Here is a 24,823-nt window from a genome sequence, read left to right on the forward strand (position 1 = left end):
ATTGGCAATTATTGGGAGAGCTTAAATACTCTTAATCGTTGGGGCGGTAATTTCAAAAGCTTTATTGATGTTCCCCATTTTGAAAGAAATTGTTAAATTCTCTTGACTTCTATCTTAAAATCTAAGCTATAAATTTGATTGCTGGATCTGATTTATAGCTTAAATTTTTATATTTGTTAGCTAAATTTCAAGGCTTTTTATGGACTTCTTGCTCTTTTTCGCCACGCTTGCTCCTATCTCGCTAATGCCAGGCATCAACATGACCTATGCGATGAGTATCGGTATGAGCTTTGGTTATAAGCACTCGCTTATTATGATGACCGGACAGCTTCTTTCGCTTGCTTTCGTGGCATTTTGCTGTATGCTTGGCGCGGGCGCGGTACTTCATCATTTTGAGTACGCATTTAAGGCGCTAAACATCATTGCAGGGCTTTATATGCTCTATCTTGGCGCGATGCTTCTTTTTGGCAAGGGCGAGCTTAGCGTAACAAACGTCTCAAATTTACCAAGCAAAAAGCAGATGTTTATAAACGGCCTCATCGTTTGCGTCACAAATCCAAAGGCATGGATATTTTTCTCGGCTTTACTGCCTACATTTTTGGATAAAGACGATCCCTTTAGTCTAACTCGTATGTGCGCGATCGCGGCAACGCTCGTTTTCATCGAGTTTTGCTCGCTAAATATCTACGCACTCGGCGGAGCTATGCTAAAGAAATTTTTACAAACGCACCTAAGGCTACTTGAAATTTGCACCGCCATTATCGTCTGCACGATCGGAGTACTTTTACTTTTTAGATAAATTTAGCCTCTTTTTATATAGCTTGGCTAAAATTTGCCCGGTTTGCACTACATTTTTGGCAAAAGGAGAAAAAGATGAAAAAATTTCTATTTATACTTACAAATCAACCATACAACGGTACCGACAACGCTTACAACGCATTAAGGCTAGCTAAAACGCTAAAAGAAAAAGGCGAAGAGGTCAGAATTTTTCTAATGAACGACGCGGTCGATCTTGCGCGAAATAGCACCAAAAAGCCGGAAAACTACGACGTAGATCTAGTAGCGATGTTAAAAGAGCTTTACGCTAGCGGCGCTATGCTAAAGGTTTGCGGTAGCTGCCAAACGAGGTGCGGTTTGCATGCGGGAGAGCCTTATTTCGAGGCTGAGGTGAAAGGTAGCATGGATATCTTATCCGAGTGGGTTAGGCAGTGCGATCAAGCGATGACGTTTTAGAGTAGGCAAAAGAGAATTTATGAGCGTAACATTTAAGGTAAAAAATAAAAAGAAGCTTTTGGGCGGATATGAAAAGGCGCTAAGCGAGCGTGAAATTTCAGAGTTTATAGAGGGATTTTGCTTTTTTAATAGCCAAAACGACGAGCCGAGCGAGCTTTCGCTAAACGAAAACGTGATGATTGCTGGCGTATGGCAAAAGAGCGCTCGCGGCTTTGAACTAAGCTACGAAAACGGCAAATATATCGTTCGAGTCTGCACTCCAAGCGGCGTTGGCGACTGGCAGACGGCGATTTTGTTTCTTTCTAAAATTTCAGCCAAAACCGGCTCGAAAATAGAGTGCGACAACGAGGAAATTTACGATAGCGAGCAAATTTTAAAATTTGATTATGAAGCCGACATAATGTGGGGACTTGAAGCGTTAAAAGACGCAAAAGAGAAAAATCAAATGCTTTATATCTCTGGCCTGGAGCGCGACGTGGCGTTTGACGCGGTTATGATAGATGAAATTTTTGTAAGCGCTAGCCCTGAGGCTAAATTTGATGAGATGATGAGGCGGGTGCAGTATCTTGACGCTTATAGCGCAAGAGAGAATTTATACGAAGATAAAGACGGCAACGAAATTTTTGGCGCATATACGCTTAGCGAAAATTTACCGACTATCTTGCCTTACGCTCCCTCTCCGTCGTGGCAGGCGCAAGAAGTTCTAGGAGAGTGCAAGGTCTCTCGCTGGATACTTACGCTAGTAGTCGGCGTAGACGATAAGGACGCGCACGTGCTCGGCGAATGCGAATATGGCGCTTTTATGGTAAATCTGCCAAAAGAAAAATATCGCTTCATAGACGCTGCAAATATACTGGTTGAGCCGCTTAGCGAAGAAGAGATGAGAGAAATTTTTAAAAAGGCAAATGAAGCTTAAGTTAATAAACTGCCGAAATGAAAATTCGCCTCAGGCTTGCTTAAAAATTTAAGTCGGTTTCAAGCGCGGGTTTAAACTCGTAAAAGCTAGGATTTTACCGGTATTGTCGCTTTTGGGGCTAAATTATGCGAAATTTTAACCTAAACTAATCTAGGCTTTGCGTGATTTAAAAAAGGATAAAAATGAAAATTTTAAAAACTATTTTAGCGGCGGCATCGGCGGTTTGCTATCTAAACTCGGCCGTTTTACCGCAAAGCGACTGGAGCAAAAGAGAGCTAAAAGGCGAGGTCAAAAGTATGACGGCTACGGAGTATGAATACTCTATGGACGGCTTGGGCGCGCTAGAAAATACGCGCGTAAAGCGGACGGAGTTTAACGAAAACGGCTATATAGTGCAAGAAACCGAGCATATAAACGGCGCGCCAAACAGCTCGGTTTTGTTTGAGTACGGCAAAGACGGGCTAGTGCGCAAAAAATATCAAGATAGCGCCGTTTATCTCTACGAATACGAATTTGACGGCGAAAATTTAGTCGCGACGGCCAAAGAGCAGCATGTGGAGGATAAATTTTACCCACGCACGGAGAAAACCACTTACGGCAAGGACGGCAAAATGATCGCCCGGGCGGCGTATTCGGGCGGGACGCTAGTGACGGACGATAGCTACGTCTACGACGAAAAGGGCGTTTTAACGCGGATAGAAAATAATATGGAGCTGCGCCACGGCATAGAGATAAGCTTCGAACGCAAGCCAAACGGCGAATACGAAAAAATCACGCAAGCCCCAAACTCAAAATGGGTCTATTACTACGCCGCAAACGGCGACGAGATGGAGTATACGTCGGTAAATTACTTCGGCTCCGAGGCAAAAATCTGGCAAATATTGCAGTTTAAAGATATAACGAGGGACGAGCGAGGAAATTTGACGCGTAAAACCTCGGTCAAATTTAAGCCCGCGGACAAATACTACGAAAACGGCGACATAACGGAAATCGGCCTATATAAAAAGCTAGAAATTAGCTACGAATACTACTAAAGTGAATTTTTGAGCTAAGGCTATTTTTCCGAAAAAATTTCGCCGTTTATTATAGATTTAACCGTTAAAAACCCGACTATCAAAATCGAAGCGACTAGAGCCGTAAAAGCGCCGACGCCTAAAACTAAATAAAAATCGCTTTGCGTAATTTCGTAAGCTTTTAAAAACGCTATAGAGCTAGCGGCCGTCGGGAAGGTAAAAGCCCACCACGATAGGGCAAATTTGAGTTTAATAAATCTTTTATACGAAAAAAGTATAAGCGCCGCGAAAAATACGTTTATATTAAGTAGTATCGCCGCAAAAGCGTCGAATCGCTCGGTTAATTTTACGTATCCCAAAAACGCCATAGCCGGCGGCGCTAGCGTAATGACTAGCGTCGGGACGAATTTGTCGGCTAACTTATCGCAAAAAACTAACCTATAAAATATAACGGCGAATAAAATAATCCAGAAAAATAACCCCAAACTAAAATAATACCAGATCGCTTGAGATTTTTCGGCTATGATCGGGATTAGCAAGTTGCCCACTACGGGGATAAACCATGCCGGATTTAGCGTCGCGATATCGAATTTTTCGTCGATCCAAAAAGAAATTACGTAAAGCGTAAAAATCGTTTGCAAGCCTAAAGCCGCGTAAAAAAGCGAGTAGTATAGTCGCGGCGCGTCTTTGTAGGCTAGAGCTAAAAGAAAAAGCGAGATGATAAATCCGCCGAAAAAATTTATCCTTATAGGGTGCGAAAATTCGGCCTTTACTTCTTCTTTAAATTTTAAAAGCTTAAAGAGGTAAAACGCCGAAAGTAGGCAAAATACCGTGCAGTCTAGCGTTCTAAGCGCCGAGAATATCTCGCTCGGTAAATCAAATATTTCGCTTAGTTTCTTATAAGCCGCGCAAAGCCCTCCAAGCCCCATAGTACCGGCGAAAAGCATAATCGGCAGCGATTTTATTTTGCTTTGCGAGTCGTTTTTCTTAACATCGTGCATTGTTTTTCTTTTCGTATTAAATTTTTATGCAATATTACCTATAATAAGGTTAAATTTTTGTAACGAAGTCACGAAAGGGCAAAATGCTAAGCGAAGAGTTAAAAGAAATTTTGCGCGAGAGGTTTACGAATAATTTCGATCTAGCAAGCGAGGATCTAAATGCGATCTTTGCTAACGCGTATCTAAAAACCGTAAAAAAGGGCGATATATTTTACTCCGGAAACGATTGCTTCGGATTTATCCTTATACTAAAAGGCGTTTTAAGGGCGTTCGTATCGTCTAACGCAAAGGAAATAACGATATTTAGGCTAACTAAAGACGAGAGTTGCGTGCTGTGCGATACGTGTTCTATAAATTCGCTAGAAAATAAAGTAAGCGTCGAAATCGAGCAAGATAGCGAGATTATCGTTATTCCGGCGCGAATTTACAAACCTCTTAAAGAAAAATATCCGAGCGTTTTAAATTTTACTCTAAAAATCGTAGCCGATCGGTTTGCCAGAACGATAAACGTTATGGAACAGGCTTTGTTTTCGCCGCTTTCGGCGCGGATTATGAATTTTTTATCCCAAAGCATCGAAAATCTAAACGAAAATTTTATAAAAATAACGCACGAAGAGCTGGCGAATCATCTAGGAAGCGCTAGAGAAGCGGTATCTAGGGTACTTAAAGAGCTTGAGAGAAGCGGGCAAATAACGCAAAGCCGCGGCGAAATAAGGCTAGTTTCTTAAAATTCTCGTTTTAAGGTAACTTTGTTACGGAGAGAGCGGCCTTTTTTAGGTAGCATTTCATAAACTCGTTTAAAAGGAGAATTTATGAAAGGACTGCAAAGAAGAGACGCTTTAAAGCTAATGGGGGCCGCGGGACTAGCCGCGAGTATGAGCGGTTGCTCGGCAACGGGCGGCGAAAACGACGATATAAATTCTAAAATCGTCATAATGGGCGCGGGACTTAGCGGTATCGCGTTGGCGGCTAAACTTAGAAGAGATATGCCTAACGCCAAGGTAATTCTCGTGGATAAAGACGAGAAATTTTACTATCAGCCGGGCTTTACGCTAATCGCCGTCGGAATTTACGAAGCTAGCGACGTCGTTTACGAAAAAGCGGATTATATCCCGCAAGGAACCGAGTGGATACGCAAAAACGTATCGGAGATAAAGCCCGAAGCCAATCTACTCGTCTTAGACGACGGGAGCGAGCTGGGGTATGATTATCTAATCGTAGCAAGCGGCGTGGAATACGACTTTGAAGCCGTTAAGGGGCTGAGCTTAGAGGATATTAACGATACGAGCGGCAACATATCCTCCGTCTACACTCTACAAGGCGCCGTAAAGAGCAACGAGCTGATGAAAAAATTCTCTCAAAACGGCGGCGCGGCTGTATTTTGCGATCAAAAAACCCCGATGAAATGCAGCGGCGCTAATAAAAAAGTAACATGCATGAGCGAAGATAGGCTGAGGTTGGCCGGCAACCGCGATAAAGGCAGCGTTAATCTTTACGTCGGCGGCGGCAAGCTTTTCGGCGATCCGACTTATGCCGCGGCGATGACTCAAATAATGATAAAAAGAAAGATAAAATTTAATCTTCGCCACCAAATCGTAGCCGTCGATAAAAGCTCAAATACCGCTACTTTCGAGTTTTGGACGGCGTATAGACAAAACGGCGAAGATAAAATCGCGTCCGAGCTAATCGACGTAAAATACGACTGGCTTCACCTGCCGCCTAAGCAAAAAGGAAGCGAAATTTTAGCTCGCGCCGGCCTAACTAAAGAGGGCGACAAGCTAAATTTCCTAGCCGTCGATAAATACAGCCTGCAAAGTACAAAATTTAAAAATATATTCGGTATCGGCGATATTTGCGGATTTGCGTCCGGCAAAACGGGGGCTAGCGTTAGGAAAATGTATCCGATCTTAGCTAAAAATTTAGCCGATACGATAAAAGGACGAGAACCTAGCGAGAAATTTACCGGATATACGGCTTGCCCTTTTATCACCAAATACGGCAAGGCCATAATGGTAGAGTTCGACTGGGAGGGAACGGCTCCGACGTTAGAGTGCTTCGGCGCTACCAGAGAGAGCTACATGAGTTGGCTGGTTAAAATTTACGGATTTAAACCTATGGTTATGAACGGAATGCTAAAAGCTTTGGCTTAAAGGAGATAAAATGAGCGTTTTAGATAAAACTATACGTTTGATTATAGCGGCGATTTGGTTTTTTATTTTCGGATTTATTTGCGACTGCTGGTTGTGGACGGTCGGGCTAATTCCGCTTTTAACGGGATATTACGGCTACTGCCCGCTTTATAAAATTTTTAAGAAAAGGTAAAAATATGGTAAGCACCAAAAGTAGAATCATTAGAGTGGCATTAGGGCTAGTTTTTATGGCGGCAGTTTGGTATTTTTACGAGAGCTACTGGGCGTTAATCGGGTTAATCCCGATTATCGTCGGCGTTACGGGTTTTTGTCCTGCGTGTAAATTCTTAGGCAGGTGTTCTTTAAATTTAAAAAAATAAAAAAAAAAGGGGGGGGGGCGTTAAACGCCCTTTGCCTTGCCCTTTAGCCGTTTGGGCCGCAAATTTTATTCGCCGTTTGATGAATTATTTAGCTACTTTTGGCTAAAATCTCGAAAATTTAAAAAAGGCGAAACGATGAATAAAGTTTGGAAATTCGGCGACAATATCGATACCGATATAATTATCGCCGCCAGATACTTAAATACTTCCGACGAAAATATCTTAGCAAAACATATAATGGAGGACGCCGATCCTAATTTTAGCTCCAAGATAGATAAGGGCGATATTATCGTAGCGGGCGAAAATTTCGGCTGCGGTAGCTCTCGCGAGCACGCTCCTATCGCGCTTAAAGCTGCCGGTATAGGCGCGGTGATAGCTAAAAGCTATGCTAGAATTTTTTATAGAAATAGCTTTAATACGGGGCTTTTGATACTGGAAATCAAAGAAACGGACGAGATAAACGAGGGCAACGAACTAAAAATAGACGTAGATAACGGCGCGATCGTAAATTTAACCAGCGGCAAAGAGTATAAATTTAGCCCCATACCGCCGTTTATGCAAGAGCTTTTAAACGCCGGCGGACTTATAGAATACGCAAAAGTAAAGTTGGATTAAATAATGAGAGAATATAAAATTTGTGTTATAAAAGGCGATGGTATCGGTCCTGAGATCATAGATGAGGCGATAAAAATTTTAGATGTCGTTAGCGCTGAGTTTGGGATAAAATTTGAATACGACTACAAGCTTATGGGCGGTGCAGCTTATGATGTATTTGGCGTGCCTTTGCCAGATGAGACGCTTAACTCTGCTCTAAACTCTGATGCTGTGCTTTTTGGGGCGATCGGTGGCGAGAAGTGGGATAGTTTGCCAAGACATCTAAGGCCAGAGAGCGGGCTTTTAAAGATTAGAAAAGAGCTTGAAGCTTATGCAAATTTACGCCCAGCCATCGTTTTTGATGAGCTAGTGGATGCTAGCACACTAAAGCCAGAGGTTTTAAGAGGCGTTGATTTTGTCGTGGTTCGTGAGCTAACAGGCGGACTTTATTTTGGACAGCCTAGAGAAAAAGGTGAAGATAGAGCGTTTAACACGATGGTTTATTCTAAAATGGAGATTGAGCGCATCGCAAAGATCGCCTTTGAAACAGCAATGCTTCGCAAGAAAAAGATCTGTATGGTCGATAAGGCAAATGTGCTTGAGACAAGTCAGCTTTGGCGCGAGGTGACTAACGAGGTAGCAAAGGCCTATCCTGAAGTAGAGCTTAGCTTTATGTATGTGGATAACGCGGCAATGCAGCTAGTAAGAGCCCCAGCAAATTTTGACGTCATCCTTACTGAAAATTTATTTGGCGACATTTTAAGTGATGAGGCGAGTATGATTTGTGGCTCGATAGGACTTTTGCCAAGCGCTAGCATGGGTGGCAAAGTGGGAATTTATGAACCAATACACGGCTCAGCTCCAGATATCGCAGGGCAGGGCATAGCAAATCCAATCGCAACAATTTTAAGTGCAGCGATGATGCTAAGATACGCATTTAGTGAAAATGAAGCCGCAGATGCGATAGAAAATGCAGTGAAAGAGGCACTTGCAAAAGGCTATAGAACAAAAGATATCGCTGCTTTTAACGCAGTTGAAATTTGCTCAACTAGCGAGATAGGCGATGTTATCACAGGATTTATCAAAAAATGAAAAACACAATCACTGAAGCACTGATCTACGAAGCTCAGGGGCTAAAAGATGATGCACTTGAAATTTATAAAAATATCTTAAAGCAAGATCCGTCAAACAAAGATGCACTTAGCGCGATAAACCGCCTGAGCGGACTTCGCAAAGAGCGAGCGATAAAAAACGAGCAGATGAAAGAGTTTTTTATAGCGATGAAAAGTGATGAAGAGATAAATGAATTTAAAAGGTGGTTGATAAGATTATGAAGCTTGATGATATCGCTAGAATGGCAATCAGTGAGGTTAGCGCTGAGCTTGAAAAAATAGAAGCACTGCAAAATAAAAAGCAAGAAGAGCTTGAGAGAGAAAATTTAAAAAAAGAGCTTTTGGCCATAGAGAATAATGAAAATGCGCTAAATAATGAGCTAAAAGTTGAGACAAATTTACAAAATGAGCAAGCATTTGAGGTAAAAGAGGAGCCAGTAAGTCCAATAAAAAATAGAGAGGTGAGTGAAGAGAAAATTTTCTTAGCAAACCTTGCTGAACGCATAGAAGTGCTTTTTGAAGGGCTTAAACAAACTGGTGAGCAAGATCTCGCTTCAAGGCTTGAGCTAACGACAAAATTTTTAGAATTTACCCTTGCAAATATCGAAAATAGACTCCAAAATCTCTCAAAATAAGCCATTAGACGGCTCAAAAAATGAGATAAAAATCAAAAATGAAATTTATAAAAATAGCGAGCTAGACTTTTTTAGATCGCTATTTGCCCCATTTACTTCACGTGTTTATCTTGTGGGTGGCTGCGTGAGAGATGCGTTCTTGGGACGAGAAATTTACGATTATGACATAGAGGTTTATGATATCGAGCCTACTAAATTTAATGAGCTAATGGCTAGCATAGGCGCTAGCGGAGTTGGCAAAAGCTACTTTATCTACAAATACAAAAACTACGATATTGGGCTTCCAAGAAGCGAGAGCAAAACTGGAAATTCACACAAAGACTTTTCAGTAAGCTATATTAATGATCCCAAAATAGCGAGCCTTAGGCGAGATTTCACGATAAATGCCATGATGATGAATATCTTTAATGGAGAAATTTTAGACTTTTACGGCGGGAGGCAAGATTTAGCAAAAAAGACATTAAGGCACATTGATAGTGAAAAATTTAAAGAGGATCCACTAAGGGTGCTTAGAGGAGTGCAGTTTAGCGCGAGGCTTGATTTTATCATAGCTGATGAGACGCTAGCTCTTATGAAAAGCCTTAGTTTAGAGCATCTAAGTAGAGATAGGATAAATACTGAGCTTATTAAATTTTTTCGTGCAAAGTATCTAGAAAAGGGAGCTTACTATCTCTTTGAGCTTGGACTTTTTAAAGAAATTTTTGGTATGCAAATTTATAAAGATGATGGGTTTTTAAGCGATCTTAAGAGTGCTAGAGAATTTGTGGATGATGAGAGGCTATTTTTGTATCTACTTTTTGGAAAATTTGAGTCTAATGCAAAAGAAATTTTAGAGAAAATGCGTCTGCCAAAGAGCTACTTTTCTATCTTAAAGCAGCCTTATTTTAAGGACATGCCAAGCGATAAAGAGCTAATGCAAATAGCTTTAAATATGCCCATAAAATCATGGCTTGGAGCTTATAATAAAGAGCGGATAGAGCGTGCCAAGAAGCTTGGAATTTATGAGGCAAAATTTGACGCGAAAGTCGATGTGGCAGAAATTTTATCAGCTGGTTTTAAAAACGAAGAAATTGCAAAAGAGATAAAACGTAGGCAAGAGCTTGAAATTTCAAAATATCTAAGCGAGCGTAAGCCTAGAAAAGATTAGTCTTTAAAACTCTTAAAAGCCCATTTTGGCTAAAATAGGCTAGTTTATAACACTTTTAAGGCAAAGAAAGCTTATGTTTAACATAGTCTTAGTTCATCCTCAGATACCGCAAAATACTGGAGCTATCGGTAGAATGTGCGTTAATGCAAATTTAAAGCTGCATATCGTTAAGCCCACTGTGTTTGATCTGAGTGAAAAGGCTGTTAGACGAGCAGGGCTTGACTACTGGAAAATTTTAAATCCAAAAATTTGGGATAGTTTGGAAGAATTTTTAGAAGCAAACTTAAGCCACAAGGATAGATTTTTCTTCGCTACCACAAAGACAAATAGGCTTTACTACGAGGCTAGGTTTAAGCCAGGAGATTTTATATTTTTTGGTGGCGAGAGTACTGGGCTGCCAAGAGAATTTATGGATATAAATTTTAAAAACGCCATAACCATACCAATGGGAAAAGAGGGCAGGAGCTTAAATTTAGCTATGAGTGCTGGCATTATCGCTTATGAGGCGATCAGGCAAAATATCGCTGAATTTGACTTTAGGAGTGAGATTTGAGAGTAGTTTTTGCTTTGTTTTTTACCATTTTAGTGGCATTTGCGAGTGAAATTAGCATTGCAACTTATAATGTGCAAAATTTATTTGATTGCAAAGATGATGGTAGCGAGTATCTTGATTTTAAAGTAGGCGTATCAAAGTGGGACTGCGAGGCGGCTGATTCGAAACTACAAAGGACAAGACAAGTCATAAATGCACTAAATGCAGACATTATCGCACTTCAAGAGATCGAAAATGAACAAGTTTTAAAAGCTCTGGTAAGTGATAGCGAGTATAAATTTATAAGCTTTACAAAGGAGAAAAATTCGCCTGTTGGGCTCGGGCTTATTTCAAAGTTGCAGCCAAGTGGCAGTGAAATTTTTAAAGTTCCAAACGTAAAGACGAGAAATATTTTAAAGGTTGTTTTTGAGACGGAAGGTAAGAAATTTAGCATATTTGTAAATCACTTTCCAACTTATAGAAATGGTATAAATATGCAAAAAAAGGCTGAAAAAACGTTAAGAACAGCTCTAGGTAAAGAGAAAAATGCAATTATTTTGGGTGATTTTAACTCGCCCTTTGGACAAAAATCCATCCTAAATGACATCATTGTAACGAGAAATTTTTATGATCTTTATAAAGAGCTTGAGCCAAAAGATAGATATTCTCACGCAGTACATGGCAAAAAAAGAGCGATCGATCATGTTTTGCTTTCACCTAGCTTTATGGAAAATGGCGATCTAAGCTATGTTAGTGGCAGTTTTGAAGTCTTTAAACCAAGCTTTGCAGTCGATGAAAAAGGCTTTGCAAAGAGCGACTTTTACTCAGATCACTTTGCATTAAAGTTTAAAATTTCAACTGATCCAAGCCCAGTAAAAAAAGGCTTTGTGAGTAAAATTTTTAAAAAAGATGAGAATAAAGCCAATAAAAAAATAAGCGAACAAAGCTATAAGACGGCTGATGTGGATACGCTTTTTGATCATCCAGAAGCTGTGCCAGTCGTGATTGAAAAAGCGGTTGTTATCTTAAAAGATAAGCATGGCTTTATTATCTCGAAAAATCACCGCGGAATTTATGTCTATGATCCTAAAAATAGCGTTACTGTAGGCGAAGAGCTAGATGTTTTAGTAAGTCGAATGAAAATTTATAAAGATGCGCTTGAAGTTAGCTCTTATGAGATCATAAATGAGCATGGCATAAAAGATATTAGCGAAAATTTACTAGATGCATCGCAATTAAGCGAAGCTAGAAGTGGCGATGTCTTTGCTAAAATTTCGGGCAGGCTTGAGAGAGGTTACCTGCATACACCATATGGTAAGATCAGGGTTTATAGCAAGAAAAAGCTAAAAGATGGCGAGTATAGTTTTGAAAACGCGAGAGTTAAAATTTACAAGAGAGAAAACCAAATCGTTGTGGAGTAGAGAGTGCAAATTTTAGATATTTTTATGATTACGGCGTTTGTTTTATTTCTTATTTTTATGATAAGAGGCGTCATTTTGCAGTCGCAAGAGAAGGAGAGAGTAAGAAAGATGGTAAGAGAAAAAAGAGAAAATTTTAATAAAAAGAGTGAAATATGAAAGAGTTATTATTAGAAATTGGAGTTGAGGAGCTTCCAGCGATACCGTTTTTAAGGGAGCTGCCAAATATCAATGCTAAATGGCAGGCTGTACTTGAAAAATATAATCTTGTAAGTCCTTTTAAATTTTATTATACGCCGCGTCGTTTGGTCTTTTTCCATGAGAGATTTCCACAATCTCAGCCTGATAGCATAGCTAGCTTTATTGGTGCGCCAAAGCAAGTTGCGCTAAAAGACGGAGCTTTTACAAAGGCAGCACTTAGCTTTGCAAATAAATGCGGCATAGACGAGAGTGAGCTTAAATTTAAAGAGATAGACGGCAAAGAGGTGCTCTACTACGAAAAAGAGGTAAAAGGCGAGCCGGTTGCTAGGATAATGGGTGAGATGGTTGAAGAGTTTTTAAAGAGTCTTAACTTTGGCAAGTCTATGCGCTGGGGCAACGGCGAGTTTGAGTTTATTCGCCCGATAAGATCGTTTTTGTGTTTACTTGGCGATGAAGTCATAAAATTTAATAAATTTGGAGTAGAGAGCGGTGATTCAACCTATCCACATAGAAGCATTAGCTATGACAAGATAAAAATTTCAAACATAAAAGAGTATTTTGAAGATTCAAAGAAGCGTGGTATCGTGCTTGAGGCGGATGAGAGAGAAAAAATAATCCTTGATGAATTTGAAAAGATCAGCCAAAAAAGCGGACTAAAGATCGAGATCGATAAAGACTTGTTAGCTGAAGTTGTGGCGATCACCGAGTATCCAACAGCACTTCTTGGCTCGTTTGAAGAGGAATTTTTGGAGGTGCCAAGTGAGGTCATCATCACTTCAATGAAGGAAAATCAGCGCTACTTCCCAGTCTTTAAAGGTGGCAAACTGGCAAATGGCTTTGTGGTTGTTAGTAACGCCATCACCCAGGACTACTCACTCATCATCAAAGGCAACGAAAAGGTGCTAAGAGCAAGGCTAAGTGATGCGATGTTCTTTTGGCAAAGCGACCTAGCGCACGAATTTGGCCCAGAAAAACTAAAAAATATAACTTACCTAAAAGAGCTTGGAAGTATCTACGAAAAAGAGCTTAGAGAGCTACAAGTGGCTAAAAAACTAGCCAGCAACTACGATGGACTACTCAAAAAAGAAGCTGGCGAGTATTGGGCTAAGCTTGAGCGAGCTGTGATGTTAAGTAAGGCCGACCTTACAACACAGATGGTTTATGAGTTTACCGAGCTTCAAGGCATCATGGGCGCTTACTACGCAAAGGCTAAAAAAGAAGATGAAAACGTCGTTCTAGCCATAAAAGAGCAGTATTTGCCAGATGGCGAGGAGGCTGAGTGCCCAAGCAAGGTCTTTAGCTCGGTTGTGGCGCTTTCAAATAAGCTTGATACTTTAATGGGGCTCTTTAGCATCGGTAAAATTCCAAGTGGCACCAAAGACCCATACGCTCTAAGGCGTGCGGCAAATGGCGTGATAAAGATCGTTTTGGCGCATAATTTGAAATTTAACGTAAAAGAAATTTTAGAAGATATCGCAAAAGACTACAAGAAATTTGACGTTGAAGTGCTTATAAATTTCATCCTTGATAGGCTCTACACCTTCTTTGACGTAAACGCTTCTATCGTAAAAGCGTGCATAAAAAGTGGTGAAAAGGATATATTGGAGCTTACAAAGATGATCACTGCACTTGCTAAAATTTCAAGTGAGCCAAGTTTTAGGGAGAATTTCTCGACATTTAAGCGCCTTGCAAACATCATAAAAGATGATAAATTTAGCAAGGTCGATGAGAGCCTCTTTGAGATAGACGCTGAAAAAGCCCTAAATGACGCATTTAAAGCGGTTGATAAGAGCTTGGCATACGAGCCAAGGCTAAAAGCACTATTTGCTCTAAAACCACAGATCGATGAGTTCTTTGATAAAGTTATGATAAATGTTGAAGATGACAAGATAAGAAATAACCGCATTGCGATCATCGGTCAAATTTATAGCGAGATACTAAAAGTAGCTGATATAAAAGAGATCAGCTTTTAAATTTACGCCAGCTTCAGGCTTTTGCCTTGGCTGGCTTTAAATTTACTTCCTAAAGATATCAAATTCTGGTTCATAAACCTTAGTTTTTACCACAAAATATCCAAGAACTGAGCTAAATATAAAATCATGCGAAAGACTTTCATCTCTCCTAGTTTTTAGCCTTTTCAAAAGTTCGCTATCGCTTGAAAAGACTATGGCTGGGATGTGTTTTTGCTCATCTGGAGCGATGGAATAAGGCAGACCATGTAAATATATGCCATTTTCGCCTAGGCTCTCTCCGTGATCTGAGAAAAAGAACATGGTGACTTCAAATTTATCTTTTCTTGCTTCAAGGGCGTTTATCAGCTCACTTTGTAGATAGTCCTCATATAAAATGGTGTTGTCGTAGGTGTTTGCTATCTCTTCTGGCGTGCATTTATTTAGCTCCGCAGTATCGCACGTTGGGGTAAATTCTTTAAATTTGCTTGGGTAGCCTTTGTAGTAGATAGGGCCATGCGAGCCTTGCAGGTGTAGCACGATAAGGGTAGTGGAATTTGCATCTTCGATGACCTTTTTGGCCTCATCAAATATCACTTCGTCAAAGCCTTCTGCTCGATGATCTGAAGTATGGTTTTGATCGAGATTGTCGCAAACGCCCTTGCAACCGCCGCTATTGTTGCCAAAAAAGTATGTTTTTATGCCAAGTTTATTGATGATATCAACTAAATTTTCACGAGCTTTTGCTTCGCGGTTGCTAAAATTTTCTCGCTTTAAGTCTGAAAATAGGCAAGGCACACTAGTTTCTGTTGCGGTTCCACATGAGTAGAAATTCGTAAAACTTACCACATCTTTTTGTTTAGTAAATTTATTTGTATCGTTTTTAGCGTAGCCATTTAGTGAGTAGTTTCTGCTTCTTTGCGTCTCGCCAACTATCAAAACTAAAATTTTATTTTTATTATCAGCTAGTACCGCATCATCTGCTACATAGGTAAAAGGTAGTGGTTTTTGTGTGATCGATTTTACTAATTTTACAGCTGAATAGATGGGATAGTATGGGAGCAATGCGGTTCTTAAATTCGAGTGTTCTCTAAAAAATGGTATAAAAATTTTAGACGTTAATGAAAATATGATAGCTATCGCAACTATAGAAAATGAGATAATTTTTGCTCTTGATTTAAGCTCATTTTTGAAACTACCATAGTTAATCTTTACAAATGCTACATATACGCAAGGTAAGATGGTTGTAATAATTATCCAAAAAACTAAACCTGTGCTAAAGTAACTAAAGGCTTCTTTGGTATCGGTGTGTAGGACGTTTAATAACATATCTTTATCTATAATAACACCATATGCTTGCATAAAGTAAGCAGATATGCCACTTGCTAAAATCAAAATAATTGTAATTGGCTTTAGTAAAAAAGGTACAAATAAGATGCAAAAAATACTAGCGAAAACTAAGATAAAGACAATTGCAAATATAAGAAAAAAGAATATAGAAAAAGAAAGTTGATTATTTTGTAGAAAGCCTGAAAGAACGCCTTTGTATAAAAATATATAATTTATAAAAAATATGTAAGCAGTAAATAAAGTCAGAAACTTTAAAAAACTGATACTTTTAAATTTATTAATATTTAGCATCTTTTCAGCCTTTGTAAAAAGCCATAATAATAGGACTCAAATGTAAATGGCTAGAAATTTAAAATAAAAATAAGATTATTTTTTCTTGCCTTTGGAGTTTTTTGCTTCAGTTTTTTTGACTTTCGCATTCTCTTTTATGCTAAGTTTTTCTTTAACTTTTTGCATATCGTTAAAACCAATACCTTGGACTTTTTCAAGCTCATCGATGCTTTTAAATTTGTGGGCTTTTCTGTATTTTATGATGTTTAATGCTTGGCCTTTACTTAGCCCAAGCCCCATTAACTCATTTTTGCTGGCTGTATTTAGATTAGCGCCATATGCAATACTTGCAACTACCAAACAAAGTAAAATTTTAATCCACATCTTATCTTCCTAAAATAATAATCCATCGTTTTCTTGATCTTGAATGATGTCATTTGTTGGTGTATTTTGCGGCAACGGCGAGTCGTTTGTGTAGTACTCATCAGCGCCGTTATAGTATCCTTTATAGACGCCATCAGGCTGCTCAAATGCACGTCTTAGGGTAGGGTAGAGCTTAATGTAGCCCTCCATAAATTTCTTAAAGACAGGTGCAGCTGTCCTGCTACCACCCTCGACCTTTTTCATAGGGCTGTTATCGTCGTTTCCGTACCAGATGATGGCCTCGATATCAGGCGAATAGCCGCAAAACCAAGCATCGATGCTGTTGTTCGACGTGCCAGTTTTGCCAGCGATCTGGATGCCATTTACCTTTGCGTTGCGTCCGGTGCCGTTGTTTACGACGTTTTGAAGCAAGGTAGTCATCAAAAATGCCTGCTCAGGTTTTAGTACCTGCTTCTTTTGAGGCTCATAGTCCATCGACGCGCCAAAGCTATTTTCTATATGCTTAATGAGCGTAGGCTCAACCACTTCGCCATCGTTTGGAAACATCGAGTAAAATTTTGCAAAGTCAAGTGGCGAAATTCCAAAGCTACCAAGTGCGATTGATAAATTTTCAGGGATGTCGTTAAAGCCCATATCTGTAAGCTGTTTGCGAACCGAGCTAAGACCAAGATCGTTTAGTAAATTTATGGTTGCGAGGTTGCGAGACTGGGTTAAGGCTGATTTTATCGTGATGTAGCCTTGAAAGCCGCCGCTATAGTTCTTTGGCGTCCATTCTTTGCCATTGCCCATGTCAAACGTCCTAGCGATATCAGCTACTTGAGAGACGACAGAGTAACCGCTATCAAGGGCTATTTGATAGATAAATGGCTTAATGCTTGATCCTGGCTGGCGCTTGCTTTGAGTGGCACGGTTATAACTGCTTTTTGCGTAGTCAATACCGCCAATTAGTGCCAAAATTTGTCCGCTTTGTGGATGAGTGACGACGATAGCGCCATTTAGCATCTCTGGATTTGCCTTTTTATCTCTTTTTAAAATTTCATTGTAGCCATAGACAAGAGCGTCCTGAGCGATCTTTTGCACATTTAGATCGACTGTGCTTTGTATCTTGTAGCCGCCAGTTTTTATATCGTCAAATTTCTTTGAAGCCTCTTTTATGATCTCATCGACCACGTAAGGAGCTTTATTTCTTGTGAGTGTATCGTCAAAGACTGCTGGCTCTTCAAGCACGCCCTTTCGGTACTCGTCCTCGTTTATCCAGCCGATACTATACATCCTCTCAAGAACCCTGTTTGCGCGGCTAAGCGAGAGGTCTAGGTGCTTTGTAGGATCATAGGTGCTTGGCGCTTTTGGCATGCCAACTAGCATCGCTATCTCTTTTATGCTTAGCTCATTTAGCTCTTTTCTAAAGTAGCCCTCCGCAGCTGTTTTGATGCCGTAGTAGCCATGCCCAAAATATACGTGATTTAGGTATCTTTCGATGATATCTTCTTTGCTAAGCTCGCTTTCAAGCTTCATGGCAAGCACGATCTCTTTTATCTTTCTTGTAAATTTCTTCTCACGGCTTAGAGCCAAATTTTTAATAAGCTGTTGTGTTAGTGTTGAAGCTCCCTCGACCAGCTTTCTAGCTTTAATATCTTTTATGGCAGCTCTTGCCATAGCTTCTACGTTTATACCACCATGCTCAAAGTAGCTCGTATCCTCGATAGCTACGAGCGCTTCGATGACACGCGGCGGGATGTCGTTATATTTTACGTAAATTCTATTTTCTTCAAAGATATTTGCGATGAGTTCGTTGTTTCTATCAAAAATTTGCGTTGTAAGCTTTGGTTTGTAGTCGATGATAGCGTAAGCATCAAATCTAACTTGTGAATAAAAATATAAAAATGCTCCGCCAAGCGAAATGGCAACTATAAAGATAAATGCCAAGATATATTTCATAAAAATGCCTTTAATATTTTTAAATTTAGCCCCATGGCCGTGCTGGTTTCACCGTGTTGGGAGATGATATATTTTTTATTAAAATTTTCTATCGTCATGGCTCCAGCCTTGCCTTGCCACTCATTATTTTTTATGTATTCATTAAGGTCATGCTCGTCAAATTTTTTAAATTTATACGTAGTCCTACTTATGTTTATAAGCTCAAATTCGCCTAAAAATATCATCGCCGTATAGACGCTGCATTCGTTGCCGCTTTGCAAATTTAGCATAGCAATCGCTTCTTTTTCATCCTTTGCTTTACCTAAAATTTTATCTCCACACGCCACGCAGCTATCTACAAAGAGTAAATTTTTAAGACCCATGTTTTCTTTTAAAAATTGCTCTTTTTTGGCTTTTACGACACTTTGGACATAAATTTCAGGTTTTACGTTTTTTTCTACCTTGCTCTCGTCAAACTGGAAAGAAATTTGAGTGAAATTTATACCAGCATCTTTTAATAAATTTGCCCTTGTTGGCGAGCTTGAAGCGAGCGTTATCATAAAAATACCTTATAGCTTATACCAAGATAAATAGCTGCTAGCGAAGCTAATAAATTTAATGGTGTGAAGTAATAAATTATAACGATCAAACTCTCGTTTAGCTCGATCATTTCATGCGATCTTAGTGCTTTTAAGGCCTTTTTGTATCTATAAAATATATAGCTTAAATTTAATAACAAAAATAGTTCTATTGCACATTTTGTTGCTACCATCGCACTTGCCATAGGATTTGTCAAATTTGCATCATAAAATCCAAAAATTATAACCACACTTGTCGCTATCACGCAAAGGATTAGTATGAAAATCACAATGCCAAAGCGTCTTATAATGTGAAGTAAGATGTGATAGCGTTCCTTGTCTTCAAATTTATTTTTTATAAAGTAACTTCCAACAAGCACAAGACCGGCTTGTAGCCCCACAAAAAGAGCTACAAAGCATACATGCAAAAATAGTACTACTTGGTCAAATTTTATAAAAGCTATATCGTAATGACTCATTTTTCTAAGGCTTGCCTTGCGTACTCAAGTGAATCTTTTATCGCATCTTCTATCATTGATGCATCTTTGCCACCGGCTGTTGCAAAGTCATCTTTACCACCTCCATTGCCGCCTAGAATTTGTGCTGCAAATTTTACCCAAGCACCAGCTTTTAAAGGAGCATTTTTAACGCCAGCTGCAAGAGAAATTTTGCCACTCTCATCGGCTTGGATTAGCAAAATAGCAGCACTTTCATACTCATTTTTAAACTCATCTATCAAGGTTTTTATATCTCCACCATCTACGCTTGTAACGCAAAGTTTGGTTTTATTTATATCTAAATAGACTAGCTCATGAGAATTTTTAGCATTTTTTAGTTTGTCTTTTAAAACTCTTAATTCATTTTTTAGCTTTTTGACCGCATTTAGTGGCTCGGTACTTTTTAGCTCATCTTTTAGCTCGTCAAGCTCGGCTCTAAATGACTTTACTAAATTTAGCGCAGCTCTTGAGCAAACGGCCTCTACACGCCTAACGCCAGCACTTACGCCACTCTCTTTTGTGATGAAAAATGATCCTATCTCATCTATATTTTTTACGTGTGTGCCACCGCAAAGCTCTTTGCTGACATTACCAAAGCTAACGACTCTTACATTATTAGCGTATTTTTCATTAAATAGTGCGATAGCTCCACTATTTTTAGCATCTTCAAGTTTCATAAGTTCTGTTTTTGAGTTAGCACCATTTAGTATCCACTCATTTACTAAATTTTCAATCTTTGAAAGTTCTTCGCTACTTAGTGCTTTTGGATGAGAGAAGTCAAACCTTAACTTATCCGCTTCCACACTTGAGCCAGCTTGAGCGATATGCGTGCCAAGCACGTTTCTAAGGGCTGCATGAAGTAAGTGTGTGGCGCTGTGGTGACGTGCGATCTGGGCTCTATCACTGCCAACTTCAAGCTCTACTTCATCGCCAACTTTTAGCGCTGCATTAGTTTTTACTAAAGATAAATTTAGTCCATGAAATTTTTGCGTATCAAGCACATTTGCTTTGCCTACTATCTTACCGCTATCACCGCACTGGCCGCCACTTTGAGCGTAAAATGGAGTGACATCAAACATCACCCAGCCCTCTTTGCCAGCATCTAAGCTATCTACATTTTTAAATTCTTCATCAAGTAGGGCTAAAATTTTGCTTTTGCTCTTAAGCTCTTCATAGCCTATAAATTTATTCTCGCCAAATTTCTCAAGTAGCTCTTTAAAATCGCCCTTTGCACTCTTATCGCCACTGCCTTTCCAAGCAGCTTTTGCACGTGCCTTTTGCTCGCTCATAAGCTCATCAAACCTTGCCTCATCGACCTTTAAGCCTTTTTCTCTAAGCATATCAGCTGTTAGGTCAAGTGGGAAGCCAAATGTGTCATAAAGCTTAAACGCAGCCTCTCCGCTAAAAATTTCTTTTGTATTTTTAAGCTCGCTCTCAAATAGCTCCAAACCGCTAGCAATAGTCGCCAAAAATCTCTCTTCTTCAAGCTTTATCTGCTCTTTTACAGCCGCTTTTTTATCGTTTAGATAGGTGTAGTGTCCGCCCATAAGCTCGCAAACTTTATCAACAAGCTTATACATAAATGGCTCTTTTATGCCTAGCAAGTATCCATGACGGATCGCACGGCGTAAGATACGGCGAAGCACGTAGCCACGGCCTTCTTTGTCAAATGTAGTGCCCTGAGCTAGCAAAAATGTGACTGAACGGATGTGATCGCTTATGACGCGGTAGCTAGCGCCACTTTCATAGATGTATGGTTTGCCACAAAGCTTTGCTACTTCGCTAATTAGTGGCATAAAAAGTGTGCTGTCGTAGTTGCTAAATTTACCTTGCAAGATAGCAGTAACGCGCTCAAGTCCCATGCCAGTATCAATGCTTGGCTTTGGTAATGGGCTTAGTTTGCCATCGGCGCTTCTTTCATACTGCATGAAAACAAGATTCCAGATCTCCAAAAATCTATCGCCGTCGCCGCCCATGTAGTCCTCAGGCGTGTTAAAGTGCTCAGCACCTTGATCGTAAAAAATTTCACTGCAAGGGCCGCATGGTCCAGTATCGCCCATTTGCCAGAAGTTATCATGATCGCCAAAGCGGTAAATTCTCTCTTTTGCGATGTGAGTGCTCCAAATTTCAAACGCCTCATCGTCGCTTTCATGAACGGTTACATAAAGTTTGTCTTTTGGTAGTTTTAGTACTTCTGTTACAAATTCCCAAGCATAAGCGATCGCTTCTTTTTTGAAGTATTCGCCAAAACTAAAATTTCCTAGCATCTCAAAAAATGTGTGGTGGCGCGCTGTGTAGCCGACATTATCAAGGTCGTTATGCTTACCACCAGCTCTTATGCAGGTCTGACAGCTAGTGCGGATAGGTGGTGTTGGGCGTGGCACTTCGCCTGTGAAAATGCTCTTAAATGGCACCATGCCAGCGTTTGTGAAAAGTAGTGTTGCATCGTTTGGCACGAGTGGCGCTGAAGCTACGACTTCATGACCTTTTGATTTAAAAAAATCAAGATATGCCTTTCTTATATCTAAATTTTGCATTTTTATCCTCGTTAGTTTTAAATTTTGCTCGATTTTAGCTAAAAATCGTTTGTAAATTTATAAAAAAATACAAAATTAATTTTTGCTTAATATATTTTATAAATTTATTTGTTTAAAAGCGATTTGCAATTAAAATAGCCTAAAAATTTATAACTAAAAGGTCTTTAGTGAAACTCAAAATTGGCATTGTTGGATACAATCTGGTTGGCAAGCGGCACTATATGGAGCTGAGGCGTTCTGACAAATTTGAAGTTTGTGGAGTTTTTGATAAAGAAAATAGAGATGATGCTTGCAGAGCTCCGTTTTTTGATGAGTTTAAGAAATTTATAGAAGTAGCCCAGCCACAAGCTGTTGTACTTTGTTTGCCTCAACATGAGATCGTAGAGGCCTTTTGTCAGTGTGCAAAATATTGCCAAAATATCTTGATTTCAAGGCCAATATTTAAAAGTGTAAGCGAGCTAAAAGAGATAAAATATGCCTCAGTTGTAAATAAAGTAAGAGTTTGTACTGGTGTTGATGAACGTTTTAATCCAACTATTGTTTCGCTAAAAAAGGCGCTTTTAAAAGAAGAAGAAATTTATAGCATTTCAATTGCGCATTTTAAACCACTTTGTGAAGGAAATATTATAAACGAACTTTCGCTTTGCGATATAGACCTTGCGAAAAATTTAGTGGATAGTGAAATTTGCAGCTTTTTTTATACTCAGGCAAATAAAACCAATACTAAAATATGCGATAATGTTGGAATTAACATTAAAATGAAAAATCAAATTTTAGTAAATATTACCGATTCGTTTTGTGGTTCATTAGAACGTTTCAAAATAGAAGTAAATGCCAAAGAAGGTGTTTATTTTGGCGATCTTATCGATTACAAACTTCACAGGGTAAATGAAAATGGTCAGATGAATTTAAAAACCGATCCTTTAAACAATGAAATAAAAGCCCAATATGATGCCTTTTATGACCTTTGTCAAAGCGGCGAAAACATCGAACTTTCAAACATTGATGATGCGATAAAAATTAAGGAGTTGTTTTGATGAAAAAGGCACTTTTGCTTTTAAATATGGGTGGGGCAAATAGCCTTGCTGATGTAGAAATTTTTCTAAAAAATATGTTTAATGACCCTTATATTTTGGGTATAAAGAATAAATTTTTAAGAAAATTTGTAGCTTTTATGATCACAAAAGGTAGGCTAAAAACGGCTAAGCATAACTACGAACAAATAGGTGGCAAATCGCCTATTTGCGAGCTTACAGCTAAGCTTTGCGATAAAATTTCAAGCTTACAAAATGAGTTTGATGCAGTTGATTTTGCGATGAACTATACTTCACCATTTGTAAAAGATGTGCTTAAAAAATACGAAAATTTTGATGAGATAGTGCTTTTGCCACTTTATCCTCATCATTCACAAACTACGATAACTTCAAGTTTAGATGATTTTAAAAAAGCAAAAGATGAGCTAGAGATAAAGGCTAAAATTTTGCTTTGCGGGCCATTTTATGATGATGAAATTTATAATAAAATCATAATCTCGCACATAAATGAAGCCATAAATAATATAGATGTAAGCGATGTGGAGCTTATCTTTTCAGCTCATTCGTTGCCTCAAAAAATTATTGATAAAGGCGATGTCTACGAAAAACATATAAATGAGCATGTGCAAATTCTAAGCAAAATGATAAAAGATAGCGGATTAAACTTCAAAGAGATAAATTTAGCCTACCAATCGCGTCTTGGGCCTGTAAAATGGCTAGAGCCCTCACTAAATGAAATTTTGGCAAAGTGTAAGAGTAAAAAGGCTCTTATCTATCCACTCTCTTTTTGTATTGATAACTCTGAGACTATTTTTGAGCTAGTTATTGAGTATGCAAAGATCGCAAAAGAGCTAAATTTTAGCTTCTACAAGGTTGTTTGGTGCCCAAATTTTAGTGATGAGTTTGCTAGTTTTATCTTACAAAAAGCAAAAACAGCCAAAGAGATTAACTTTTAGGAATAAATCTTGCTTATGAAATATATCTCAATACAGTAAAAGGAGATATATGAAGGTACAAAATAACGACATAATCGATTATTTATTGCAATCAGGCTCAAGCAAAACTAAAGATAAAAAAAATAGTTTTGATGAAATTTTAAACCTTGCTATGGATAAAATCGCAAGCGATGCAAAAATTTCAGATAAGATTGAACAGTTTAAAAAAAGGCTTACTGAAATCGGTGCAGTTGGTTTTATAAGTGAGCTAAATTCTAACAAGATAGAAGAGAAAATAGCCCAAAAGAAAAAGGAGCTAACAGAACTTCTAGGCATAGATGATCCCGCAAAAACACAGGATCAAAAAAATGAGTTGCTTAAAATAATGGATAAAATTTTAAGTGATTATCGCAAAGAGCTAAATGTAGCACTTGCTAATCAAGCTCTGCTAGAGAAGCAAAAAAATCTTAATAGTAAGAATAGCAACTCGGTTAATCTAAGTTCTGTTTTAAATGAGCTAGGACTTGCTTAAAATTTATATAAAAGATATTTAAGCCTATATAACTTTGCCAAAAATCTATATTTTTACGGCAAAGTTATGCCAAATTTTATAGCAGCCCCGTATATTATTGCGCTAATTATTCCGGCAAAAAAGCCAGCTACCATATCATCGCCCATTACGCCAAGGCCACCTTTTACATTGCGATCGATCCTGCCTATTATAGAAGGCTTTTTGATATCAAGCACTCTAAAAATCACGAGTGAGAGAACTAGCTGTGAGATCGTCGCTCCGCTAATGGCGATAGCAAGCCAAACGCCAGCAACTTCGTCTATAACGATAAAACTTTCATCGTGAGAATTTACCTTTTTTTCAAAATCATCAATAACGCTAATGCTCACCAAAAATAACAAAATGCTAGCTAGTAAAAGTGTGGTAGATGAGAAAAAATATAATACAAAATAAGCTGCCACAGCTCCAGCTACCGAGCCCCAAGTGCCAGGTGCCTTTGGTAAAAGTCCAAATCCAAAAAATGTCAAAAATAGCTTTTGCATAAATTTCC

The 24,823-nt window shown here is 38.9% G+C and carries 28 protein-coding genes; 20 read left to right on the forward strand and 8 right to left on the reverse strand.

Annotation, left to right across the window (positions count from 1 at the left end):
• Positions 1 to 199 precede the first annotated feature (199 nt).
• The 4 genes from CVT13_RS09555 (at position 200) to CVT13_RS09570 (ending at position 3,183) form a co-directional block, all read left to right on the forward strand.
• Positions 200 to 799: a LysE family translocator gene (locus tag CVT13_RS09555; RefSeq protein ID WP_107812403.1), complete on the forward strand. Its 600-nt coding sequence runs from the start codon at positions 200 to 202 to the stop codon at positions 797 to 799.
• Between the two features lie 74 nt (positions 800 to 873).
• Positions 874 to 1,233: a DsrE/DsrF/TusD sulfur relay family protein gene (locus CVT13_RS09560; RefSeq protein ID WP_072594648.1), complete on the forward strand. Its 360-nt coding sequence runs from the start codon at positions 874 to 876 to the stop codon at positions 1,231 to 1,233.
• Positions 1,234 to 1,252: 19 nt separating this feature from the next.
• The gene (locus tag CVT13_RS09565; protein WP_107812404.1) at positions 1,253 to 2,149 is read left to right on the forward strand and encodes a DUF4299 family protein; all 897 of its coding nucleotides are present in this window, start codon (positions 1,253 to 1,255) and stop codon (positions 2,147 to 2,149) included.
• Between the two features lie 182 nt (positions 2,150 to 2,331).
• On the forward strand, positions 2,332 to 3,183 hold the full coding sequence (locus CVT13_RS09570) for a hypothetical protein (protein ID WP_107812405.1): 852 nt from the start codon (positions 2,332 to 2,334) through the stop codon (positions 3,181 to 3,183).
• 20 nt (positions 3,184 to 3,203) lie between these two features.
• Here CVT13_RS09570 and CVT13_RS09575 read toward each other — a convergent pair whose 3' ends face one another.
• On the reverse strand, positions 3,204 to 4,163 hold the full coding sequence (locus CVT13_RS09575; protein WP_107812406.1) for an SLAC1 anion channel family protein: 960 nt from the start codon (positions 4,161 to 4,163) through the stop codon (positions 3,204 to 3,206).
• Positions 4,164 to 4,246: 83 nt separating this feature from the next.
• On the opposite strand from CVT13_RS09575, the gene CVT13_RS09580 reads away from it, so the two are divergent.
• The 13 genes from CVT13_RS09580 to glyS all read left to right on the forward strand — a co-directional run bounded on the left by CVT13_RS09580 (position 4,247) and on the right by glyS (position 14,284).
• On the forward strand, positions 4,247 to 4,891 hold the full coding sequence (locus CVT13_RS09580) for a Crp/Fnr family transcriptional regulator (protein WP_103582985.1): 645 nt from the start codon (positions 4,247 to 4,249) through the stop codon (positions 4,889 to 4,891).
• A gap of 84 nt (positions 4,892 to 4,975) precedes the next feature.
• Positions 4,976 to 6,313: an NAD(P)/FAD-dependent oxidoreductase gene (locus tag CVT13_RS09585; protein ID WP_107812407.1), complete on the forward strand. Its 1,338-nt coding sequence runs from the start codon at positions 4,976 to 4,978 to the stop codon at positions 6,311 to 6,313.
• Positions 6,314 to 6,323: 10 nt separating this feature from the next.
• Positions 6,324 to 6,485, forward strand: coding sequence for a DUF2892 domain-containing protein (locus tag CVT13_RS09590; protein WP_021091464.1), 162 nt, complete (start codon positions 6,324 to 6,326; stop codon positions 6,483 to 6,485).
• 4 nt (positions 6,486 to 6,489) lie between these two features.
• Positions 6,490 to 6,672: a DUF2892 domain-containing protein gene (locus tag CVT13_RS09595; protein ID WP_107812408.1), complete on the forward strand. Its 183-nt coding sequence runs from the start codon at positions 6,490 to 6,492 to the stop codon at positions 6,670 to 6,672.
• A 135-nt stretch (positions 6,673 to 6,807) separates the two neighbouring features.
• Positions 6,808 to 7,287: a 3-isopropylmalate dehydratase small subunit gene (locus CVT13_RS09600; RefSeq protein ID WP_107812409.1), complete on the forward strand. Its 480-nt coding sequence runs from the start codon at positions 6,808 to 6,810 to the stop codon at positions 7,285 to 7,287.
• A gap of 3 nt (positions 7,288 to 7,290) precedes the next feature.
• Positions 7,291 to 8,358: a 3-isopropylmalate dehydrogenase gene (gene leuB / locus CVT13_RS09605; RefSeq protein ID WP_107812410.1), complete on the forward strand. Its 1,068-nt coding sequence runs from the start codon at positions 7,291 to 7,293 to the stop codon at positions 8,356 to 8,358.
• Positions 8,355 to 8,600 carry a hypothetical protein gene (locus CVT13_RS09610; RefSeq protein ID WP_021091490.1) on the forward strand — a complete coding sequence of 82 codons (246 nt, stop codon included), beginning with the start codon at positions 8,355 to 8,357 and terminating at the stop codon, positions 8,598 to 8,600. Before leuB ends, CVT13_RS09610 begins: the two co-directional genes overlap by 4 nt.
• Positions 8,597 to 9,013, forward strand: coding sequence for a CiaD-like domain-containing protein (locus tag CVT13_RS09615; RefSeq protein WP_107812411.1), 417 nt, complete (start codon positions 8,597 to 8,599; stop codon positions 9,011 to 9,013). The genes CVT13_RS09610 and CVT13_RS09615 overlap by 4 nt, the downstream gene beginning before the upstream one ends.
• Positions 8,973 to 10,160: a CCA tRNA nucleotidyltransferase gene (locus CVT13_RS09620; protein WP_107812412.1), complete on the forward strand. Its 1,188-nt coding sequence runs from the start codon at positions 8,973 to 8,975 to the stop codon at positions 10,158 to 10,160. Before CVT13_RS09615 ends, CVT13_RS09620 begins: the two co-directional genes overlap by 41 nt.
• A 73-nt stretch (positions 10,161 to 10,233) precedes the next feature.
• A complete protein-coding gene (locus tag CVT13_RS09625) occupies positions 10,234 to 10,713 on the forward strand; it encodes a tRNA (cytidine(34)-2'-O)-methyltransferase (protein ID WP_103577356.1) in 480 nt (159 codons plus the stop codon).
• Positions 10,710 to 12,113 carry an endonuclease/exonuclease/phosphatase family protein gene (locus tag CVT13_RS09630; protein WP_107812413.1) on the forward strand — a complete coding sequence of 468 codons (1,404 nt, stop codon included), beginning with the start codon at positions 10,710 to 10,712 and terminating at the stop codon, positions 12,111 to 12,113. The genes CVT13_RS09625 and CVT13_RS09630 overlap by 4 nt, the downstream gene beginning before the upstream one ends.
• Positions 12,114 to 12,116: 3 nt before the next feature.
• Positions 12,117 to 12,269, forward strand: coding sequence for a hypothetical protein (locus CVT13_RS10230; RefSeq protein WP_159071119.1), 153 nt, complete (start codon positions 12,117 to 12,119; stop codon positions 12,267 to 12,269).
• Positions 12,266 to 14,284 carry a glycine--tRNA ligase subunit beta gene (glyS, locus tag CVT13_RS09635; protein WP_107812414.1) on the forward strand — a complete coding sequence of 673 codons (2,019 nt, stop codon included), beginning with the start codon at positions 12,266 to 12,268 and terminating at the stop codon, positions 14,282 to 14,284. Before CVT13_RS10230 ends, glyS begins: the two co-directional genes overlap by 4 nt.
• Positions 14,285 to 14,326: 42 nt before the next feature.
• On the opposite strand, the gene CVT13_RS09640 is transcribed toward glyS, so the two are convergent.
• From CVT13_RS09640 to alaS, 6 genes are all read right to left on the reverse strand, one after another.
• Complete coding sequence (locus tag CVT13_RS09640; protein ID WP_107812415.1) at positions 14,327 to 15,901, reverse strand: phosphoethanolamine transferase; 1,575 nt, start codon at positions 15,899 to 15,901, stop codon at positions 14,327 to 14,329.
• 75 nt (positions 15,902 to 15,976) lie between these two features.
• Positions 15,977 to 16,264 (reverse strand): ComEA family DNA-binding protein, encoded by a 288-nt coding sequence (locus CVT13_RS09645; protein ID WP_107812416.1) that lies wholly within the window; start codon positions 16,262 to 16,264, stop codon positions 15,977 to 15,979.
• 9 nt (positions 16,265 to 16,273) lie between these two features.
• Entirely contained in the window at positions 16,274 to 18,202 is a 1,929-nt protein-coding gene (locus tag CVT13_RS09650) for a transglycosylase domain-containing protein (protein ID WP_107812417.1), read from the reverse strand.
• A complete protein-coding gene (maf, locus tag CVT13_RS09655; RefSeq protein ID WP_107812418.1) occupies positions 18,199 to 18,741 on the reverse strand; it encodes a septum formation inhibitor Maf in 543 nt (180 codons plus the stop codon). Before maf ends, CVT13_RS09650 begins: the two co-directional genes overlap by 4 nt.
• The gene (locus CVT13_RS09660; RefSeq protein ID WP_107812419.1) at positions 18,738 to 19,238 is read right to left on the reverse strand and encodes a 3-isopropylmalate dehydratase; all 501 of its coding nucleotides are present in this window, start codon (positions 19,236 to 19,238) and stop codon (positions 18,738 to 18,740) included. The genes maf and CVT13_RS09660 overlap by 4 nt, the downstream gene beginning before the upstream one ends.
• On the reverse strand, positions 19,235 to 21,793 hold the full coding sequence (alaS, locus tag CVT13_RS09665) for an alanine--tRNA ligase (protein WP_107812420.1): 2,559 nt from the start codon (positions 21,791 to 21,793) through the stop codon (positions 19,235 to 19,237). The genes CVT13_RS09660 and alaS overlap by 4 nt, the downstream gene beginning before the upstream one ends.
• Positions 21,794 to 21,960: 167 nt before the next feature.
• Between alaS and CVT13_RS09670 the strand changes: the two genes are divergently transcribed.
• Genes CVT13_RS09670 through CVT13_RS09680 form a run of 3 tightly spaced genes read left to right on the forward strand, consistent with a single transcriptional unit; the run spans position 21,961 to position 24,294 of the window.
• Positions 21,961 to 22,830 carry a Gfo/Idh/MocA family protein gene (locus CVT13_RS09670; protein WP_107812421.1) on the forward strand — a complete coding sequence of 290 codons (870 nt, stop codon included), beginning with the start codon at positions 21,961 to 21,963 and terminating at the stop codon, positions 22,828 to 22,830.
• On the forward strand, positions 22,830 to 23,783 hold the full coding sequence (hemH, locus tag CVT13_RS09675; RefSeq protein ID WP_107812422.1) for a ferrochelatase: 954 nt from the start codon (positions 22,830 to 22,832) through the stop codon (positions 23,781 to 23,783). Before CVT13_RS09670 ends, hemH begins: the two co-directional genes overlap by 1 nt.
• A gap of 49 nt (positions 23,784 to 23,832) precedes the next feature.
• The gene (locus CVT13_RS09680) at positions 23,833 to 24,294 is read left to right on the forward strand and encodes a response regulator (protein ID WP_107812423.1); all 462 of its coding nucleotides are present in this window, start codon (positions 23,833 to 23,835) and stop codon (positions 24,292 to 24,294) included.
• Between the two features lie 53 nt (positions 24,295 to 24,347).
• Here the strand turns inward: CVT13_RS09680 and CVT13_RS09685 are convergent, their stop codons facing one another.
• Positions 24,348 to 24,815 (reverse strand): phosphatidylglycerophosphatase A, encoded by a 468-nt coding sequence (locus tag CVT13_RS09685; protein ID WP_107812424.1) that lies wholly within the window; start codon positions 24,813 to 24,815, stop codon positions 24,348 to 24,350.
• Between the last annotated feature and the right edge of the window lie 8 nt (positions 24,816 to 24,823).

The organism is Campylobacter concisus, from assembly GCF_003049085.1.
GTDB lineage: Bacteria > Campylobacterota > Campylobacteria > Campylobacterales > Campylobacteraceae > Campylobacter_A > Campylobacter_A concisus_H.

Coding starts and splice junctions, on each gene's coding strand:
- glyS (WP_107812414.1), top strand. CDS start 12,266: ATGAAAGAGTTATTATTAGAAATTGGAGTTGAGGAGCTTCCAGCGATA.
- CVT13_RS09570 (WP_107812405.1), top strand. CDS start 2,332: ATGAAAATTTTAAAAACTATTTTAGCGGCGGCATCGGCGGTTTGCTAT.
- CVT13_RS09615 (WP_107812411.1), top strand. CDS start 8,597: ATGAAGCTTGATGATATCGCTAGAATGGCAATCAGTGAGGTTAGCGCT.
- CVT13_RS09680 (WP_107812423.1), top strand. CDS start 23,833: ATGAAGGTACAAAATAACGACATAATCGATTATTTATTGCAATCAGGC.
- CVT13_RS09685 (WP_107812424.1), bottom strand. CDS start 24,815: ATGCAAAAGCTATTTTTGACATTTTTTGGATTTGGACTTTTACCAAAG.
- maf (WP_107812418.1), bottom strand. CDS start 18,741: ATGATAACGCTCGCTTCAAGCTCGCCAACAAGGGCAAATTTATTAAAA.
- CVT13_RS09565 (WP_107812404.1), top strand. CDS start 1,253: ATGAGCGTAACATTTAAGGTAAAAAATAAAAAGAAGCTTTTGGGCGGA.
- CVT13_RS09555 (WP_107812403.1), top strand. CDS start 200: ATGGACTTCTTGCTCTTTTTCGCCACGCTTGCTCCTATCTCGCTAATG.
- CVT13_RS09575 (WP_107812406.1), bottom strand. CDS start 4,163: ATGCACGATGTTAAGAAAAACGACTCGCAAAGCAAAATAAAATCGCTG.
- leuB (WP_107812410.1), top strand. CDS start 7,291: ATGAGAGAATATAAAATTTGTGTTATAAAAGGCGATGGTATCGGTCCT.
- CVT13_RS09645 (WP_107812416.1), bottom strand. CDS start 16,264: ATGTGGATTAAAATTTTACTTTGTTTGGTAGTTGCAAGTATTGCATAT.
- CVT13_RS09595 (WP_107812408.1), top strand. CDS start 6,490: ATGGTAAGCACCAAAAGTAGAATCATTAGAGTGGCATTAGGGCTAGTT.
- CVT13_RS09610 (WP_021091490.1), top strand. CDS start 8,355: ATGAAAAACACAATCACTGAAGCACTGATCTACGAAGCTCAGGGGCTA.
- CVT13_RS09580 (WP_103582985.1), top strand. CDS start 4,247: ATGCTAAGCGAAGAGTTAAAAGAAATTTTGCGCGAGAGGTTTACGAAT.
- CVT13_RS09585 (WP_107812407.1), top strand. CDS start 4,976: ATGAAAGGACTGCAAAGAAGAGACGCTTTAAAGCTAATGGGGGCCGCG.
- hemH (WP_107812422.1), top strand. CDS start 22,830: ATGAAAAAGGCACTTTTGCTTTTAAATATGGGTGGGGCAAATAGCCTT.
- alaS (WP_107812420.1), bottom strand. CDS start 21,793: ATGCAAAATTTAGATATAAGAAAGGCATATCTTGATTTTTTTAAATCA.
- CVT13_RS09625 (WP_103577356.1), top strand. CDS start 10,234: ATGTTTAACATAGTCTTAGTTCATCCTCAGATACCGCAAAATACTGGA.
- CVT13_RS09640 (WP_107812415.1), bottom strand. CDS start 15,901: ATGCTAAATATTAATAAATTTAAAAGTATCAGTTTTTTAAAGTTTCTG.
- CVT13_RS09650 (WP_107812417.1), bottom strand. CDS start 18,202: ATGAAATATATCTTGGCATTTATCTTTATAGTTGCCATTTCGCTTGGC.
- CVT13_RS09560 (WP_072594648.1), top strand. CDS start 874: ATGAAAAAATTTCTATTTATACTTACAAATCAACCATACAACGGTACC.
- CVT13_RS09600 (WP_107812409.1), top strand. CDS start 6,808: ATGAATAAAGTTTGGAAATTCGGCGACAATATCGATACCGATATAATT.
- CVT13_RS09590 (WP_021091464.1), top strand. CDS start 6,324: ATGAGCGTTTTAGATAAAACTATACGTTTGATTATAGCGGCGATTTGG.
- CVT13_RS09660 (WP_107812419.1), bottom strand. CDS start 19,238: ATGAGTCATTACGATATAGCTTTTATAAAATTTGACCAAGTAGTACTA.